Annotated in this window: 19 protein-coding genes; 5 read left to right on the top strand and 14 right to left on the bottom strand. The window is 62.7% G+C overall.

Translation table 11 applies throughout. From position 1 onward, the window contains the following. The first annotated feature begins 12 nt into the window (after window positions 1–12). Entirely contained in the window at window positions 13–1071 is a 1059-nt protein-coding gene (locus tag HNP02_RS17505) for an Lrp/AsnC family transcriptional regulator (RefSeq protein WP_184440629.1), read from the top strand. A 24-nt stretch (window positions 1072–1095) separates the two neighbouring features. Here the strand turns inward: HNP02_RS17505 and HNP02_RS17500 are convergent, their stop codons facing one another. The 13 genes from HNP02_RS17500 to HNP02_RS17440 form a co-directional block, all read right to left on the bottom strand. Then, window positions 1096–2253 carry an acyl-CoA dehydrogenase family protein gene (locus tag HNP02_RS17500; protein ID WP_184440839.1) on the bottom strand — a complete coding sequence of 386 codons (1158 nt, stop codon included), beginning with the start codon at window positions 2251–2253 and terminating at the stop codon, window positions 1096–1098. 2 nt (window positions 2254–2255) lie between these two features. Continuing rightward, on the bottom strand, window positions 2256–3092 hold the full coding sequence (locus HNP02_RS17495; RefSeq protein ID WP_184440627.1) for a hypothetical protein: 837 nt from the start codon (window positions 3090–3092) through the stop codon (window positions 2256–2258). Window positions 3093–3435: 343 nt separating this feature from the next. Continuing rightward, window positions 3436–3834: a hypothetical protein gene (locus HNP02_RS17490; RefSeq protein WP_309241593.1), complete on the bottom strand. Its 399-nt coding sequence runs from the start codon at window positions 3832–3834 to the stop codon at window positions 3436–3438. Between the two features lie 22 nt (window positions 3835–3856). After that, window positions 3857–4504 (bottom strand): hypothetical protein, encoded by a 648-nt coding sequence (locus HNP02_RS17485; protein WP_184440625.1) that lies wholly within the window; start codon window positions 4502–4504, stop codon window positions 3857–3859. 67 nt (window positions 4505–4571) lie between these two features. Further along, the gene (locus HNP02_RS17480) at window positions 4572–5540 is read right to left on the bottom strand and encodes an MlaD family protein (protein WP_184440624.1); all 969 of its coding nucleotides are present in this window, start codon (window positions 5538–5540) and stop codon (window positions 4572–4574) included. Further along, the gene (locus tag HNP02_RS17475) at window positions 5537–6535 is read right to left on the bottom strand and encodes an MlaD family protein (RefSeq protein ID WP_184440622.1); all 999 of its coding nucleotides are present in this window, start codon (window positions 6533–6535) and stop codon (window positions 5537–5539) included. Before HNP02_RS17475 ends, HNP02_RS17480 begins: the two co-directional genes overlap by 4 nt. After that, a complete protein-coding gene (locus HNP02_RS17470) occupies window positions 6532–7614 on the bottom strand; it encodes an MlaD family protein (protein ID WP_184440620.1) in 1083 nt (360 codons plus the stop codon). The genes HNP02_RS17475 and HNP02_RS17470 overlap by 4 nt, the downstream gene beginning before the upstream one ends. Further along, window positions 7614–8573 carry an MlaD family protein gene (locus HNP02_RS17465; protein WP_184440618.1) on the bottom strand — a complete coding sequence of 320 codons (960 nt, stop codon included), beginning with the start codon at window positions 8571–8573 and terminating at the stop codon, window positions 7614–7616. Before HNP02_RS17465 ends, HNP02_RS17470 begins: the two co-directional genes overlap by 1 nt. Next, entirely contained in the window at window positions 8570–9571 is a 1002-nt protein-coding gene (locus tag HNP02_RS17460; protein WP_184440616.1) for an MlaD family protein, read from the bottom strand. The genes HNP02_RS17465 and HNP02_RS17460 overlap by 4 nt, the downstream gene beginning before the upstream one ends. A gap of 5 nt (window positions 9572–9576) precedes the next feature. Then, window positions 9577–10608: a Mammalian cell entry related domain protein gene (locus HNP02_RS17455; protein WP_184440614.1), complete on the bottom strand. Its 1032-nt coding sequence runs from the start codon at window positions 10606–10608 to the stop codon at window positions 9577–9579. A 7-nt stretch (window positions 10609–10615) separates the two neighbouring features. Continuing rightward, on the bottom strand, window positions 10616–11476 hold the full coding sequence (locus HNP02_RS17450; protein ID WP_184440834.1) for an ABC transporter permease: 861 nt from the start codon (window positions 11474–11476) through the stop codon (window positions 10616–10618). 8 nt (window positions 11477–11484) lie between these two features. Continuing rightward, complete coding sequence (locus tag HNP02_RS17445) at window positions 11485–12420, bottom strand: ABC transporter permease (RefSeq protein WP_375373681.1); 936 nt, start codon at window positions 12418–12420, stop codon at window positions 11485–11487. Window positions 12421–12693: 273 nt separating this feature from the next. Beyond that, the gene (locus HNP02_RS17440; protein ID WP_184440610.1) at window positions 12694–13290 is read right to left on the bottom strand and encodes a hypothetical protein; all 597 of its coding nucleotides are present in this window, start codon (window positions 13288–13290) and stop codon (window positions 12694–12696) included. Between the two features lie 249 nt (window positions 13291–13539). Here HNP02_RS17440 and HNP02_RS17435 point away from each other — a divergent pair, with 249 nt between their 5' ends. The 3 genes from HNP02_RS17435 to HNP02_RS17425 all read left to right on the top strand — a co-directional run bounded on the left by HNP02_RS17435 (window position 13540) and on the right by HNP02_RS17425 (window position 15318). Further along, the gene (locus tag HNP02_RS17435; RefSeq protein WP_184440608.1) at window positions 13540–13998 is read left to right on the top strand and encodes a hypothetical protein; all 459 of its coding nucleotides are present in this window, start codon (window positions 13540–13542) and stop codon (window positions 13996–13998) included. A 157-nt stretch (window positions 13999–14155) separates the two neighbouring features. Continuing rightward, window positions 14156–14794, top strand: coding sequence for a hypothetical protein (locus HNP02_RS17430; protein WP_184440606.1), 639 nt, complete (start codon window positions 14156–14158; stop codon window positions 14792–14794). Window positions 14795–14796: 2 nt separating this feature from the next. After that, a complete protein-coding gene (locus HNP02_RS17425; protein ID WP_184440604.1) occupies window positions 14797–15318 on the top strand; it encodes a hypothetical protein in 522 nt (173 codons plus the stop codon). An 84-nt stretch (window positions 15319–15402) separates the two neighbouring features. On the opposite strand, the gene HNP02_RS17420 is transcribed toward HNP02_RS17425, so the two are convergent. Continuing rightward, on the bottom strand, window positions 15403–16527 hold the full coding sequence (locus tag HNP02_RS17420; RefSeq protein WP_184440602.1) for an oxygenase MpaB family protein: 1125 nt from the start codon (window positions 16525–16527) through the stop codon (window positions 15403–15405). A gap of 440 nt (window positions 16528–16967) precedes the next feature. Here HNP02_RS17420 and HNP02_RS17415 point away from each other — a divergent pair, with 440 nt between their 5' ends. Then, a complete protein-coding gene (locus tag HNP02_RS17415) occupies window positions 16968–17561 on the top strand; it encodes a TetR/AcrR family transcriptional regulator (protein ID WP_184440600.1) in 594 nt (197 codons plus the stop codon). Window positions 17562–17627: the final 66 nt, after the last annotated feature.

Below are 17627 nucleotides of genomic sequence, written 5' to 3'. Positions count from 1 at the left end.
GGCAGGGACACGATGAGCGACACGTCCAGGCCGGACCGGGCGAGGCTGCTGCCGCCGACGGTCCAGGGGGCGTCGGCTGGCGCCCAGCTCTTCGGCGGCGACGGCGCCGCTCCGACGACGACGCTCGACGACCTCGACCGCACACTGGTCGAGAATCTGTTGCTCGACGGCAAAATGACCAACCGCGAGCTGGCACTGCACACCGGGATCAGTGAATCGGCGGTCAGCATCCGGCTGCGCAAGCTGGCAGCCAGCGGCGCGATCATCTTCACGGCACTCATCGATTGGGAAGTCGCCGGATTCGAGTGGTTCGTCGTCGTCCGCATCAAGACCCGGGCCCGATCGCCCCGCGACGTCGCGGTCGACGTCAGCGGATTGGAACAGTGCGAGGCGGTCTCGGTCGCGCTCGGATCCCACGACGTCATCGCCTACTTCCTCATCAAGGACCGGGCGGAGCTGCGCCAACTGACCAACGACGACCTGCCTTCCATCGCCGGCATTGCCGAAATGAGCGTGGACCTGGCGACCGACACCTCGGTGAGTCCTAACGGTCGACGATTGTTCCTGGCACGTGGTGCCCCACCGATCCGGCTACCCGCACCGCGCATCGACCTCGACGACCTCGACATCGCCATCCTGCAAGCGTTGATCGACGACGGCCGTCAATCAAGCCGCAAGATCGCACGGACACACGACGTTTCGGAGGGCACGGTGCGCGCTCGGGTGAACCGGCTCTCTCAGGCTGGCCTGGTACGCGTCGCGGCGATGGTGGAGCCCGTCGCGCTCGGGATCGCCGGCGTCATCGCCTGTGTATCCCTGCGCGTCGACCGCGCTCAGCTGGGTGCCATCCAAAAGGAACTCAACTCGATGGCCGAGATCGTCTTCCTCGCCGTGTGCGTCGGCAGTTCAGACCTGCACGTGACGTTGACCGCGGCAAACCCCCAGCAGCTCATCGAAACGGTGTCGACTCGCCTGCAAACAATCGAGGGCGTGTCGGCGACCGACACCCTATTCATGGTCGACGTCATACGGTTCAGCCCGTACATGAAGCGTCTCGACACCGCTGACTGAATCTTGGCACTGTAGCGCGCTGACTTAAAGTGAGCGCGAGATGAGCTCCTTCATCACTTCATTGGCGCCCGCGTAGATGCGTTGAATCCGCGCGTCGGCATACATCTGCGCAATCGGGTATTCCAGCGTGTAGCCGTAGCCGCCAAAGAGTTGCAAACACCGGTCGATCACGGCGCACTGTTGATCGGACAGCCAGTATTTCGCCATCGCCGCAGTCGCACCATCGAGTTCGCCCCGCAGATGGCGATGGACGCAGTCATCGAGGAACACCCCAGAGACCCGCGCAAGCGTCGCACATTCGGCGAGCTCAAAGCGGGTGTTCTGCAACGCAAATAGCGGAGCACCAAATGCCTGCCGCGACTTGGTGTACTCCACGGTGAGCGCGACGGCGCGCTCCATGGCGGCCACCGCCGATACACCCAGTATCAAACGCTCTTGGGCAAGTTGAGTTTTCAGCTGGGAGAACCCGGAATTCTCGGCGCCCAGCAGAGCTGAAGCCGGTACGGCCACGTCCTCAAAGAACAGCTCGGTGGTGTCTTGGCCCTTCTGCCCGAGTTTGTGGATCGGCTGCCCACGGCGAAAGCCCTTCGGCTCCTCGGCGACGTCGACGATGAATAACGACACTCCCGCTCCGCGGGCCTCGGGATCTGTCTTTGCGGCCACGATGACGACGTCACAGTTGAGGCCGTTGGAGATGAACGTCTTTGCCCCCGTGATCCGGTAGCCGTCGCCATCTCGGACGGCGCGGGTGGTGATCGCCTGCAGATCGCTTCCGGTGCCAGGCTCGGTCATCGCGATCGCGGCGACCCATTCACCGGATGCGAAGCGCGGAAGGTACCGCGATTTTTGCGTCTCCGAGCCGTACGCCAGGATGTAGTGCGGAACGATCCCCGAATGCACACCCAGGTGCAGCGACGAATCCCCGGCCAACGCCTGTTCGCGGAACAGAACCGCCTCGTGCGCGAATGTACCTCCGCCGCCTCCGTACTGCTCGGGCACCGACATACACAACAACCCAAGCTCGCCCGCCCGTCGGTAGAGGTCTTTATCGGGATGACCTTGCGCGGTGAACTTTTCGATCTTCGGGATGACCTCGCGGGTGAAGAAGTTTCGCGCCAGCTCGGCAAGTGCACCGAGTTCGTCATCGCCGGGCGGCACGGCCGAGGTCTGTTGGTAAGCAATGCTCACGACGAAACCATCTTTTTCACTGCACCCGGTTCACTGAGTCCTACACCAGCTTTCGATTTCAAAACGTCGAGAAGTGTTGCCGAAGTGTCTACTTCGATGCCGGCATGGCGTTGAGCGCGCCCGATCTCGCCGATCACCAGCCACAAGAAGAACAGGCACAGCGCAATTGTTCCGGTGCCACCAAGCCAGACCAGCGGATCTGAGGCATTTCCGTTGCGCGTGGCGTCGAAGTTGCTGTTCAATGCCGCGAACACGGGGACGCCGGCGGCCCCGTTGAGTGCTGCATAGAGTGCCGGGACCAACGGAATCAGGATTAGCCGACCCCATCCATGCAGGCGGTGCCTGAGCGCGAAGGCGATCAGCGCGGTGAGGATCGGCATGACCGCGTCGATGGAGAACCACCATGCTGGGGCGCCCAAGATCATGTAGGGCTGATTCCCGTAGTACTTGTACAGCCCGAATGCGCTGCCTGTCGCCTGCAAGGCGAGGTCGAACACCCACGACACCGCGTAGGCATAGACGAAGAACCGCGCGCCCTTGCCGACGGTGATCGCCAGGTACATGAAGTAGGCCTGCAAGCCGAAGAAGAACGAATACCCCATCACCACATAAAGCGGGATGTGGCGGCCAAACATGTTAATGGCGATCGCAGCGTTGTCTTGGGCAAACCACAGCAGACCGAGGTAGTCGAGACCCGGCTCCAACGTGCCCATGAGCAAACCCGCGGCCAGGAAGTACACACCGAGGACATCGCCGTGGACCGCCCGCCAGGCGACATAGCCGACGGCGGCCGCCATGAAGACCGAGCAGATGATCAGAAAGGCGACGCTCATCGGTTGTGATGCCGACAGGTCGGCTGGCGGGACGGGGTACTGCGGACCCGCCGCCAATACGTAGTTACCCATGGGTGTGCTCCCCCTTGTTCGCGGGACGAAGTAGCCGGGCAAAATGCTAGTCGATTTTGCGTACTAGTCTCGATAATATTATACGCACAATTCACTATTCCATCGCATTTCGACAATACCGGGCGGTCAGCAGAAGTTCATGATCCGCAAGATCCATACATCCTTCAGACGTTCGGCGTAGACAAGCGCCTCGTCATGGAGCAATCGAGCGTGCCCACGCCAATCCACGCAGGCCGCGTCCGTTCTGCCGGCATCGCCCGCCGGCACCGGATTATGTGTACCGCTTACCGTCGTACATGTGTGGCGTGTTCCCGTAGCAAGTGGCGTCACCGACGTCGAGAGTGCTCTCGCACAACAGGTCCGGGCCGTCGTAGATCCGGACCGTCACGTCCCGCCACTTCGACTTGAGCGGGCGCCAGTCGGCGCGCAGCTGAGCGCCGGGCCCGGTCGGCCCACGGGCGTCGTCGAGCGTTACATCGATTCGCCAGGGCAGGGCGACCGCCTCCAGAAGCTGCCGTCCGGACGCATCGACGTACTCCACGTTCGCCTGCGGAATGGTGTCGGAGACGACCTCGTAAGTGACGACGTCGCTGGCATGCGCAGTGGGTGCCAGCATGGCGGCCGCGGCACCGACGATCAGCGACAGCACCGCAGCGCAGCGGCGCATCATGTCGACGTCCCGAAGTGAGGCATTACTTCGCCCCAGCGACCGCACCGATGCCACCGACATCGCTGATCTGCCAGCCGTTGTTGCTGTCGATGGTGATGCTGTAGGTAGCGGTGGATTGCAGATTGTCCGGCGCCTGCGTGGTCTTCGTCAGCACGCTCACGAACGTGTCGATGACGTAGACGCCGTTCGTGTCCGATCGGACCTTGGCCACCAACGGTTGCGCGGTCGAATTCCATTCCAGCGGAACGAGAATCTGTTGCATCGAGCCGGCCGCCTTGGTCAGCTTGTCGTTCAGGGCGGGGGTCGTGCCGTTGACCAGTTTGGTCTTCCAGGTGTTGAGATCCCGGAAGTTCATCGTCGCCGCGCTCACTGCGTAGTCGAGGGCGATTTGCTCAGCGTGCTGATAGTTGGCGACCTGGCTGTGCTGCGCCTCGACCTTGTCGCGCTCACCAAGGTACAACCAGGTCATCACGGCGACTCCGGCGACAAGAGCCAGGATCACGGCCGATGAGATCAGCGTCCGGATGCTCAACGACACCTGCCGCGACGACGTCGTGCGGGTGGCCGGAGGCTCGTCGCTCTCACCGCTGACCGGCGTGGACACCGGCAGACCGTCGAGCTCCGAGGGACCCCCACCTCCAAGTACGACGTCGTCGTCCGAATCCGGCACTGCGGACCTACTCTCAGTGATTTGCAAACCTCTCACGTAGATCATCGTCCTTTCGTAGTTCTGGAAGCTAGGGGCCGGGTGGCGGCCCGGGCGTCGTGACGTGGAGTGTGATCGTGCCGTCCTCCGGTACCGAATCGAGCATGTTGGACAGGAGCTGGCCGGTGTCGAAGTTCATCAGCGCCCCACTGATGTTTTGGATTTGGGGCATGAAGGCCTCTGCGTACACCTTGAGATCGGGCCCTCGGGTGTCCAGGAAGTTCTGAACCCTTGCCAGCAACCGCCCGAAGTTCTTGATCGACTCCGGCGCGCCCGTGTCGGTCACGACGTGGTACGCGGCCCAAAACAGTCTGTACAACGGCGTTCCCGTGGCGAGCAGACCCGGACTGATCTCGGAGAGGATCGGGCCGACGAAACCTGCGTTCTGCAACAGGGTCTGGAAGTTGGTCATCATGGCGGAGCCACGTCCCTGCATGCTGTTCGCGGTGTCACGGAGCAGCGTGCTGGCGCGAGACAAGTTGGGCAGCACCTCATTTGACGGAGGCAACCCTTGGTCGACTTCGTCCACCATCCGGTTGAGCTGACCGGGGTCCATCTGGTTCAGCACGCGCACGACGCTGGTGGCGAGTTCGGATATCGACGACGGCTGTGTCACGTTCTCCGTCGCCACCTGTTGTCCGTCGTGGAACGTCGGACCGTCGGATGTGCGGGGCACCAACCCGATGTAGGACTCACCCAGTGCCGACAGGTTCTCCAGCCGGACGTCGCTGTCGACGGGGATCGGGTACTGCTTGTCGATGTAAAAGTGGACGGTGGCGCTTTGGATCGTGGTGTCGATTCCGGTCACCTTGCCGACCGGCACGCCTCGGAGCAGGACGTTGGAGTCGACCACCAGGCCGTTGATGTCCGGGACCTGCATCGCCACGTTCACGCGGTCATCCGGTGGTCCGACTCGGACTCCGAGCTCCGCGATGTAGTACACGGCGTAGGCCACGATCAAGCCGAAGGCAATGAATGACACGGCGTGGCTGATCTTCACGGTGTCGCTCCTAGGATGCGCAAGACCTCTTGGACGTTTCCGGTGATGTCACGTCCGTCTGGAGCCACGACCGAGGTGATGTTCATCGCTGGATACTTGTCTGCGGGGAGGAACATGTCGGTGAAAAGCTGTCTCCACGCCGGATACTCGCTTTCCACCGCGACCTTTGATTTCTGCACCGCACCCACCGCAATGCCCAACGATTCCAGTAGGGGCACCAGCCAGAACCCGCCGGTGTAGATGCTGCCGATGGACGGCAGCAGCGTGCTGATCGCGACCGAGGCCTCGGTGACGCGGTTGAACGCCAGCATCCCTGCCGGTGAGAACCAGTACTGCAGCTGCGGGATGCGACGAGCCAACACATCGGCCGTCCCCGACACACCGTTGAGCCATTGATCGACAGTGGCGATGTTCCCGGACAGGTCGGACAGGTCGCGCGATACCTGGGAGGCGATCTCGCGCACCTGGCCTGCACGCGCGGGTGTCACCTGATTGATGTTGATGATCGAGCTCTGGATGCGTTGGATCGACCCGCTGGCCACGAAGTTCGCCAGATTCGCGAGGGTGTCCTCCAGTTGGGGGGGCGAGGTGGTCTGGGCCACCGGAATGCGGCCCCCCGCGGGCAGAGGGCCGCCACCGCCGGCGGCGGCTGTGGTGGGTCGGTCGAGCGCGACGTATATGTCGCCGAGAACCGTGGCTTGCTGGAGCACTGCACGGATGTCCGACGGCACCTGGATCGACTGATCGATGCGAGCGGTCACGTCCACGTCGGATTTGCCGACCGCGACGCGTTCGACGACTCCGATCGTGGTGCCATCCATCACGACTTTCGCGCGATCGGGCAGGTTGAGTACGTTGGCGAACTCGATGACGATGTCGTACCCGTCGCTGTAACTGTTTCCCGGCTCGGGCAGGGAGTTTGCGTTCAGCGACGCGCAGGACGACAAGACGACCGCGCACAGCAGCGAAAGCATTACCGATGGTCGACGCATCATTTGTTCGCCTCCGTGAAGACGTACTGCAGCAGATTGACGTCAACGGCGTAGGGCTGTCCGGCGACGTTGGCGCAACTACCGGGCATCGAGAAGTTCATGAGGTTGCAGGTCGCCACACCGTCCGGTGTTCTGATTCTGTAGAGCGGCGGGCGGTAGAAGAGGTCGAACTGCTTGTTGTTGAAGTGGTTGTCGGCGGTATTTATCAAGAACGGGATTCCTCCGAGGAGGCTTGCCAGGCCGCGGGCGTGCGGGGTGAAGATGCGCACGGCGTCCGACACGGTGTCCAGGGTCAATTGCAGTTCGTCACCGGCGTGGATCTCGAGGTCGGAGACCATGGTGATGATGGGCGGAAGCGGCTCGGCCAAGTTTTGCGATCCGACGATGGCGTCATGGACGTATGGGGTAGTCGTCACCGAATCGTTGAGGATCTCTTTGAGGGGGTCGCGCATGTCGACCAGCGTCGAGGTCAGCGTGGAGAGGTTGCCCACGATGGAGCCGATGTCGCTGATCGGCTGGTCCGGGTTGTCCAGCAGTCGCGAGGACGTCGTCAGGATCTGGTTGATGCCGCCGCCATTTCCGTGGGCGGCCTGGTCGACCTGGGCCAGAGCGGCCTGGATGTTCGTCGACCTCTCCGGGGTGATGCCGCTGACGAACGCATTGGCCGACCCGATCACTTGGGACAGGCTCTTGGGCGTGACCGACCGGCTCAACGGGACGCATTCCCCTGGTGCCAGTTTGGGTCCGGATTCGTAGTTGCCGACCAGCTCCAAGGCTCGGTCGGCGAGTATGGACGTCGAGCGGATGACCGCCTTCGCGTCATGTGGGAGCGGGCGAGTGTCGGTCACCGAGAATTCGACCCGCACGCTGGTGTCGCCGGGCGTAATCGAGTTCACCGTGCCGATCGGATATCCCATCTGAGTGATGGGGTTGCCGACGTACAGACCGATGGAGTCGGGAAGGATCGCGCAGTACCCGGTCGCGTGGGACCCGCTTGAGCCGCCGCACGACGTGCTGGCGATCATCACTGCGCACGCCGCGAGCAACCCAGCGGCGGTGCGCACGCGTCGTATCATCCTCATCAGCAAGGACTTTCGGGCAACGGGATGCACACGTCAGTGGCCAGCAGTTCGGGGGGCGCGTTCTGTGTTCCCAATGTGCGCTCCATTCTGTCGCGGGTTCGACGGAGAATCCTGACGACAAGCCCGCTTCGGTCGGCCCAAGCCCTGACGACCTGCTGCCCGTGGATGAACCGCTCGAGGAATTTGTCCCGGTGCTTGGCGTAGAACACGCCGAGCGGACCAATCCCCTGGACGATGTTGCCCATCCCGACAAGGGCCCCAGCGAAGCCCTTTCCGTACAACACCAGCGTCTGCTCGAGGATGGAGATCTTCTGGATCAGCTGTTGAAGTTCGCCGCGGTAGTTGGCGAGTTGCGCGATGTACTCGTCGCTGAGGTTCAGAATCGCCGACATTTGTCCGCGTTGCTGGTCGAGCGTGGCGGTGAGCCTGTTGCCTGCATCGACGATCGAAGAAACCGAGTCGATGTTCGCGCCAGTCAGCCCCTGCTGGACCTGGTCCAGGGACTGACTGATCGGAGCGGTCTGGACGCCCTCGGTGATCTTCGTGCTGTCGGTCAGCGTCCGAATCAGACTGTAGGGCAAGGTGACTCGTTCTCGCGGGATCGACCGCTCGCCGAGCGGCGAGTCGCCGAGCGAGTCGACGTTCACGTAGTAACCACCGACGACGGTGAGCATGCGAACCTGAACGTTGGATTGGTCGCCGACGAAGGCGTCGCCCTTGACCGTTGCGCGGACCCGCACCTGCTCGGGTTCGATCGACAAATCCTTGACGGTGCCGACGGTGATGCCTGCAATCCGGACGGTGATGCCAGGCGTGATCGATGACGCGTCGTCGGTGTAGAAAGTGACGATCTTGTCTCCGGGCGGGCTGACGTAAAGCATCGCCGCGACCAGGCCGAGAATCGCAAGCAGGGCAAACGCACTCGCCCCCCATAGTCGCGGGTCCCGGATGACCCTCATTGGTTGCACAGTGTCACCTTCTGGCCGTTGAGCAGCACCTCGACTGGAAAGGGAAGCTCGGCGCGCCCGGCCGAGCACTCCAGGGGATGTCCCTGCTGTGACGGCGGAGGGATGTTCTCCCACATCACCGGCACCAACTTGACCGCCTCAATGGTGTTGTCCAGGTTGATAAGTGCTTTGTCGATCGCGTCGTCGATGTTGATGCCGGGCTTGAACCCAGCGTTGTTGAGAAGGTCGACCACGGAGGTGGTGAAAGCAGGACCATAGATATCGGACTTGCGGAATTCGTCAAGCACCGACAGCGCCCCGTCGATGGGCCGATTGGCCCAGTCGATGATCTGCGTGAAATCGCGAGCATGACCGGACATCGTTTCGGCGACCGCCTTGAGATTCGCGATGAGCGTGGAGACGATCTGCTGGCGATCGGCGAGGAATTGCGTGAGCGTGTGGATGCTCTCCAGTACCGGTCCGAGCCCGCTGCCGTCGCCGGAGAGAAACGTGTCGACGTTGGCGGTGAAGGTGTTCAAGTCGTCGGGGCTTAGCGTCGCCAGCACCGGTTGCAAACCGTTGAACAGCGCGGTGATGTCGAAGGACGGTTGGGTCATCGAGGTAGGTACGTGTTTCAGCGCCGAGCCCGCCGGGGCTCCGTCGGAGGGATTTGCCACGTCTAGGTACCGCAGGCCTGTCAGTGCCTGGTACTTCACTGCTAGCCGGGTGTTCTCGCCAATGCCGTAGCGGGAGTCCAGGGTGAAGGCGACCTCGGCGATGCTCTGCCCGGAACGTCGGAGAAGCTCAACCGAGTCGACCTTCCCGACCCGAACGCCGCGAACCCGGACGTCGGCGCCGGTGTGCAGGCCTGAGATGTCAGTGAAATCCGCTGTGTAGATGCCCAGTTTGTCAGCCACGGGATTGGTAATCACATTCGACACCAGGACCATCAGCAAGACCGCCGCAATCACCGCGATGGCCAACCGCCACAGGGCTGCAAGGGGTGTCATTCGTTTCATTGCGGGCCTGCCACGGCTTCGATGGGGGCCGCTACGCCAGGCAGGACGTCCAGCATCACCCGCACATTGACAGCGCGTTGGTCTGGCGACCCGGCGAAGAGCCGCTGCAACCGAGTCCGCAGTTCGAATGCCGTGTCGGCGATGTCGTCGGAGGGCACCAGTCCTGGGGCGACATCGGTCAGGACCTTGATCATGTTGGTCAGCGGAGCGAGGTCGGTGCTGTGCTTGCTCACCAACGTTCCGACCGCGCCGAACAAGCCCGTGGACGTGATGGCGATGGTGGGTTTGTAGGTGTTCTGGAAGAAGTCGTCCGTGACGTTGTCCAGGCTGGCGTGCACGAAGTTGTCGCCAAGGTCAGTCGTTGCGTTGACGAACCCGGGGAATGCCACGCTGATCCCGGTAGCGTTCGTCAAAAGTTGTGCAGTGCTGACCTTTTGGACGTTCGCGAGCGAGGTGGATACGACGAGCATCGTCTCGAGCAGCGGATCCAGACCGTCGGTGTACTGCGTGGCGCGCTGAATGACGTCGACGAGGCGGGGCGTCAACACCCCGTGGGATATCTCCCCCAGCCGGGAAAGCAACGCCTGCAACGTGAAATTGCCCGAAGGCGTGGTCTTGATGACGCTTCCATTGGCGAGGGCCCGACCCCCAGCGCCGGGCACCAGGTTGATCCCGGTGACGCCGAAGTAGTTGGCAGGCCTGAAGTCGATGGTCATGGCATCGGTGAGGCCCGTGGTTGGCCCGTGGCGCAGGTTGGCGGCCAGACGGACCCCGCCGCCAGGAAGGCTCGCCACCTGCGTGACTTCGCCGACCTTCACGCCGTGCACGAGAAGGGATGTTCCCGCGGCGACACCTTCGCCAACGTAGGGCGATTCGATCACCACACCGAACTGATCACTGGGACGCCCGCCGAACGGATCGACCACGGCGAACGCCGTGACGGCCAACACCACGCATATCGCCAGGCCCATCCCGACCGCGGTCAGGATCCGCGCCTCGCGTTCCTCCGATGCCTTGTGGAACAGCAACTGCCACCTATCCTTTGAACACGAAAACAGGCTGAAGGCCCCACAACACCACGGTGAGCGTGAAGTCGAGAACCATGATGGCGACCAGGCTCGCCCGGACCGCGCGCCCGGATGCCAGGCCGACACCCACGGGGCCGCCGGTGGTGAAGTAGCCGTAGAAGCAGTGGATCAGTGTTACTGCCGCGCAGAAGATCGTCGCCTTGATCAGGGAATACGCGATGTCGGTCAGCGGCAAGAACTGGACGAAGTAGTGATCGTAGGTGCCGCCTGGCTGGTCGTGAAAGACGCGAATCACGGTGTTGGACACGAAGAAACTGACCACCAACGTCATCAGGAACCCGGGGATGACGCAGATCATCGCGCCGACCAGGCGGGTGCCGACGACGAACGGGATCGCCCGTAGGCCCAGTGCCTCCGTGGCGTCGATCTCCTCGGAGATTCTCATGGCACCGATTTCAGCGGTCATGCGGCAGCCGGCCTGCGCCGCGAAGGCGATACCAGCGACAAGAGGCGCCATCTCACGGACGTTCGCGAGGCCACCGACGATCCCGGACAGCGCCCCGAAACCGATCAGATTCAGCGTCGCAAAGGCCTCGACGGCCACCGATGCACCGATGGCGATGCCCAGGATGAGCAGGACACTGATCACACCCCCGTCGACGATGATCGATCCGCGGCCCCAGGCCAGACTGTTCATGGCTTGGAAGGTTTGGCGACGGTAGCGCCGCACGGTAATGGGCAGTAGCCACAAGGTCTGAACGGTGAACACGACGAACTGGCCGATCGTGCGAAACGCGCCTTGGGATATGCGTGCAGAGACCAGTCGGGAGGCAAAGGGCACCGAATGCGCGGACGGACCGCTCGCCATCGGGGTCACTACGAGATCTCCATCGGAAAGAACATGGTCTGAAGCTGGGTGACGGCCAGGTTCGCGAGTGCGATGCATACGACGTTGAGCACGACCGACGAGTTCACTGCGTCCGCGACGCCGCGCGGTCCGCCCTTGGCCTCCATGCCGCGAAGGCACGAAATGATGGCGACCATCGCGGCGAAGAGAACCGCCTTTCCCATGGTGAACCAGACGTCCACCATTTTCGCGAAGGAGCCAAATGACATCCAGAAGCTGCCACTGCTTACGCCGCTGACCGTCACAGCCAGCGTGTATGAGGCGCCCACCGCAGCGGCGATGATGATCGCGCACAGGATCGGCGCGATGATGATCAGCGCCAAGAAACGGGGCACGACAAGACGGCGGACGGGATCGATGCCCAGGACGCGTAAAGCATCTAGCTCTTCGCGGATCGCGCGGGCGCCGAGGTCTGAGGCTATTGCTGCCGCGGCGGCGCCACCCATGAGCAGGCCTGCCGTGATCGGCGCACCCTGTCTGATCACGCCGACTCCGCTGGCCGCTCCCACCAATGAACTTGCTCCGACCTGGTTCACCAAGCCCGAGGTCTGCACGGTCACCATCGCGCCGAACGGGATGGCCATGAGTAGCGCCGGAGTTGCGGTGACCTTGAGCAAGGTCCAGGCCTCGACGACGAGTTCGCCGAACGGAAGCCGCATCGAAATCGTGTCGATCACCGAGTACCGCACCACGGACACTGCCATCGCGACTCCCCGGCCGGTCGTTGCCGCACTCAGAACGGGGATCATCAAGATGTGTGACACGACGCGCGATACGGCGCGCCACGACTTGTTCGCTGACGACCTCGCCGATTCGCCGGAGGTCTGCGCGGGTGGCTGCGACGCCGGCGCCGGCGTCGCGGGGGGTGTCCGCGTGTCGGAAACTACTTGCAAGGCGCTGATCATTGGTGCGGTGCGCAACCTTCCGGTGTTGGATGCCCAATGCCGTGAGTTTGCACGATCAGCCCCTCGCTTTCTTACGGATTATGAGTCGCGACTATGACTGTGTACACACCTTACTGACCTTGTGTCAATGCTCACACGGCGAAGGGCCGATTTGCCGCGTGGCTCCCTCGATGGGCGAGCCGCGCACCGGGGCGAAGGGCCACCCTGCAACGCGATTTCCTGATTCGCGCAGGCACGCGGAGAACGGTCGACGGCGCTGGCGGGGCATGACGACTAGCGGCACACGTGAGAACGATTGATTTCGCTGCCCCACCGCATCGCACGTTGGTACGCCGGGCCGACGAACCAGGCGGGCTGGTGGCCGTGGATACCGGCACTCACTTCCGACAGGAGCTGCCAGAGTATGTAGAAGCTACGGCCCTGGTACAGGGGAAAGTACTGGTCGCCCGCGAAGTCCTGGCTTTGAGTTAGAGCCTGGGCGCGAGGAGCCAGGAACGCTTCTGTTTGGTCGATGTTGGCTACGACGGCATCCGCGGTTTGCTGATTGTCGCTCACCGCGTAGTCGCCGTTGTCCTTGATCAGGTTCGCGTTGAACCTCTCGATCTGGGTCATCAGCGTGTCGTACTGCGCGTTGTACCACTGGCACATTTCGCGTTCGGCATTGATGTCTGCCGCGGTAACGCTGCCCCTCGTTTGGTCGAACGGGTGGGGGAACTGAGGCGTGAAGTTGCTGGGCATCGGGACGAACACAGGCAACGGAGGGGCGATCTCAGCGGCGCTGGGATCGGCGACAGCGGGTCCGATAAAGACCATCGTCGCCGAGGACAGTACTGCGATAATCGATAGGAATATGCCTACGTGTCGGCGCATCCTTCACCTCCTGATGTCATAGACTTCAATCCGCGTAGGCCATACCGTACTAAATTGACGGTCTTTGTTTGGTCGGCTTCAAGTCTGGACCACGCTCATCGGGTCCGCCGAGTTTTGCGGGATCCGCTAGTTTTCGCGGTCGACACTGGCACTACCGCAGCTCAGTCGGCGCTGGAGCACGCATTCTTTCGCTAGCGTCGGCTGGTGGTATATCTTTGCTCCACACCTAGGCTTGGACAGCGAGGAACGATGCAACGTAGCCGAACCGCTCATTTCGCCGCGGTCTCGCTTCTGGGCCTGGCAGCGGCGGTGGTGACGGCACCAGCGGCGACCGCGGACCCACTGTCGAGCCTGACCAGTGCCGTCGACACGATCCGCAGTACGTCGTCATGTCCACCGCTGAAACCCGACGCCCTCGTCCAACGTGCCGCTGAGATGGCCATGCAGGCGACCAGCGACTACATCAGCCATCGCAGCGCTGCCGTTCCGTTCACCGACCCGATGCCTGCGCTGAAGACCATTGGCTACACCGGAGGCAAAGCCCTACTCCTGTCGGGTTACGGCTCCGACGAAACGGACGCCAATCACGGGCTTGTTCTGCAAGGCCGAGAGTTGATTTCGGACTGCGCATACACCCAGTACGGAGTGAGCGCCGCACGAGACGGCGGAGGGTTCAATCTGACCTCCGTGGTCCTGGCTGCCCCGTAAGTCGACGACTGCAGTACGGACGTACATTGCCGCCGTCCGCGCCCCTAAAGTACGCAATACCCGAGCATGCGCGCCGATGACGCATGATTCGCGCGGTATGACAACCATGTCAATGCGGATAATTGACTAATCGAAAGCGGCCTCCTAGGGTGATGACGTGGTCGACGTCACAGATGCGGTGCCCACCCACGCCGCCGTCGATCGGCCTTTGCGTTTCGTCACGGTGACGATACGAGTCGCACGTCACCTTTTCGGCGGCGTTGCGGATTCGGCGTGCCCAAGGCGGGTCAAGCCGGTGGCAGCCCGACTCGGTGTCCGTGGAGTACTCGCATTGATCGCAGTTGCCGCGACCGCCATGACGGGGCCCGTCATGGCGGCCCACGCTGACCCCGCCGCGGCCGACGCGCCCTCCGACCCTTACCCAGAGCTGCGATACTTCACCGAGATCGATTCTGCACCTTACTTTTTGGAAAACTCTGGCGTGTGGTTCGTGACCGCCCAGGGTTTGAATTGCGGCATCTGGTGGCGCGGAAGCTTCGGTTGCACCGGCGATATCCCCGGCGCTCCGGCTGGCGTGCACCAGATCGGGTGGATCACCGGGGACGCACGCGTCCACTACGACTGGACGATGGCCATCCGGTTCCCTCTGTCGCAGGGCTCGATGACGATACCGCCCTTGAACTACATCACCTTTGAGGGCACCACGTGCGCAACGACTTTCGACGGCAGCACGTATTGCGAGCGTGGGCCGTTCCGCATGTTCATCACGCCGACGCACACCTGGCTCAACGGGTAGTCATGCGTCGATTCGTCGAGGCGCCGGGGCGTCTGTTCGCTGGGGTCCTTGCCTGCACCTTCATCGGGGTGAGCGTCGCGGCGCCTGCCGCGGGGATTCCCTCCACGGGGCCATATCCGGACATCGCAAAGTACCAGCCGGTCAGCAACATCTTCAACTACATCGTCACCGACAGAGACGGCATCTGGTTCACCACCCCCGAGGGCGTGTACTGCGCGATCGAGGATGACGGCAGCTATGGATGCTCAGGAGACCTGCCCGGAGCGCCTCCCGGAGAGAACGAAGTCGCATGGTTCGTCGGTGACCCCTTTCCTCGCCTGTACCACACCGACGAACCTCGGTTCAATTCCGGTACACGCCAGACGATTCTGATCGGAGAGACATACCTCGACTACCGCGGATCGCGCTGCGCCGTCAACCGGGAGTCGGCGGTCTACTGCATCCGCGGCGGCGACCCCAACAGCCAGTTGATGGTCTCCACCACCATGACCTGGCGCGGCAGCGACGCGACGTCGAGTACGTAGGAGTCCACTCTTCCGAACCGCAGGGCGGTGCCAGACTAGCGCCCCGCCGGAGGGTCGGGCTTGTGGACTCCTACGTCTCTACGGTCAAGACGACGCAGTGGTGCGGCGCAATACGGTCGGTGCAACAACCGTCGTCGAGTCCTCGCGCCCGTCCGCGCCAAGTGCGTACTTTTCAGGGGAGCCGGGCCAGTTGCGGGACAGGTCAGCCAGCCTCACCAGGCTGGGTGCAGCGTCGGGAACGACGAACTGCGCCGCACGGGTCCGACCGCCCGGCGCCTCGTCGGCCGCAACGCCCCGGCGGTAGATCCCGGCGATGTGCTCACCGAGGAAGTCATCGAACAACGCCTTACCCCTGTGGCTGCCGAAACCCTTGGACAGCAGACGCAGCGAAGCCTTGACCATGCGTGCTGATCCCAACTTCGGCCGCCTGTTGACCGAGACCAGCTCACGCTCCTCCCACGACATCGTGAGCATCGCCATGTCGGCGAAGGATCTCAGGACGAACATCGCAGGACGCCGGATCAGTGGGTGAAGATCACCGATCACGGTGCCCGGGGGGTATTCGCCGGTTGCGAACGGAGACAGGATCTCTCGGGCCTGCAGACCGGTGGCGAATCGGTTGCGAGCATGGGCGAGCTGATCGATCATCTCGCCGTAGGTGACCGGCAGGTGTTCGGGGTTGGTGCCCAACAGTGCCGCGGGCACCATCTGCTCCCGAAAATATTGATCGCGTTGAGCGCTCGTCAGTTCGCCGTACAACAGTTCATATGTCGCCAGGAAAGACGCCGAGAGCATCGCTTGGGTCAGCGCCAGTTCGTATTCGGAGTCGGCCCGGTATGGCAACTGAGTAAGCGGCTCCATGCCGACGATGGTGGTGTGGCGGCGTCGCACGATCGAGCTGACGTATTCGGCGTCGCTTGGCGTGCCGTAGGTGGCGGCGTACGTGTACCAGGCGACGTGCTTGAAACGTCCGATGGGGTCATCACCGAAGCTATCGTGATCGACCGCAGCGGCCGCGAAGGCGGGGTGCAACGTCAACAGCATTGCCTCGCGGAGCAGGCCCACGATGAATACCGTCGGATCCCTCATCACCTTCCAGGTGACCGAGCCAGGCCCCAGCGCCCAATTCACCTGCTCGTCCGCGGACTGAGTGTGAGTCGGCCCCGACCCGTTCGAGGTGCTCTTCGTGTTCGCAGCGGCGATCTTCACGGTCGGCCCTTTCTTCGTTGTTGAGGCACTCCAAACCCGATGGGCAGGAATGCGCGACACCTGAGGTGATGCGAGATCCCGGCTTGGCCGCAACCACTATCCGGGTTCACCATAACCAAACTGGCCGATGCGGCGACCAATTAGGATCTAATCCGCACACTATTTACCTCACTCTACCGGGGTCAACAGTTTGCGCAATATTTGACATCATTTACACTGCAGTCATCACTGAGCCTGGACGCCTCTTCTGAGCGGCCGGCCCTGTACGGCACGCCCTCGTCGACTTCGGCGGCGCGGCAGAGACGGAGAGTCTGTGGTTACAGTGACCCCGCGGGTACCGACCCGCGCACGGACAGGAAAGAGATTGGCAGGTCATCCGGCTTCGACGGCCCGTGATCGAGGAGTGCGCCATTAGCGGCGGCGCCCCAGTGCGGCAGCGCATGGGCCCGACCGAGCGTCGCGAACAAATCTTGGCCGTGGCGGCCCGGCATTTCGAGGGGCGCTCCTATTCCGAAGTGTCGACCTACGCCATCGCTGAGGAAGCCGGCGTCGGCCGGCCGCTGATCCACTACTACTTCGGCACCAAACGCGATCTCTACCTCGAGGTGGTGCGGCGCTTTGCCATGGTGCCCCCGGACGTCCCAGCGGCCGCCGTCCGAGGGATCGCCGAAGATGCCCTCGACGAAAGGATCCACGCCAGCATTGACTACTGGCTGTCGGTAACCTCACGCCACCAGTCGATGTGGATTTCTACGATCAGCTTCGATGCACCTACTCGGGATCGCGAGATCGCGCAAATCATCGAACAGGCGGATGAAATCGCCGCTGACCGAATGCTCGAGGCACTCGGCTTGACGACGCACCCTCAACGGAAACGTTTGCACGCGATGTTCTTGGCCTTCGGAGGACTTGCGCGTGCGGCCGCTTGGCAGTGGTTGGAGCGCCACGCATTGACCCGGGAAGAGGTCACCGTGTTGTTGAGCCAATCGCTGCTGACCATCATCAAAGACATTGCGCCGCAGTTCGACTCCTGAACTCGCAACGGGCATTGCTTTCGGTGAGAGATGTTGCCGCAGTGTGCTAGTCGTAACTCGAGCGGC

Source organism: Mycobacterium sp. AZCC_0083 (genome assembly GCF_014202335.1).
Lineage (GTDB): Bacteria > Actinomycetota > Actinomycetes > Mycobacteriales > Mycobacteriaceae > Mycobacterium.
The sequence above is the reverse complement of the archived record's forward strand: the minus strand, read 5'-3'. Positions and strand labels throughout refer to the sequence as shown.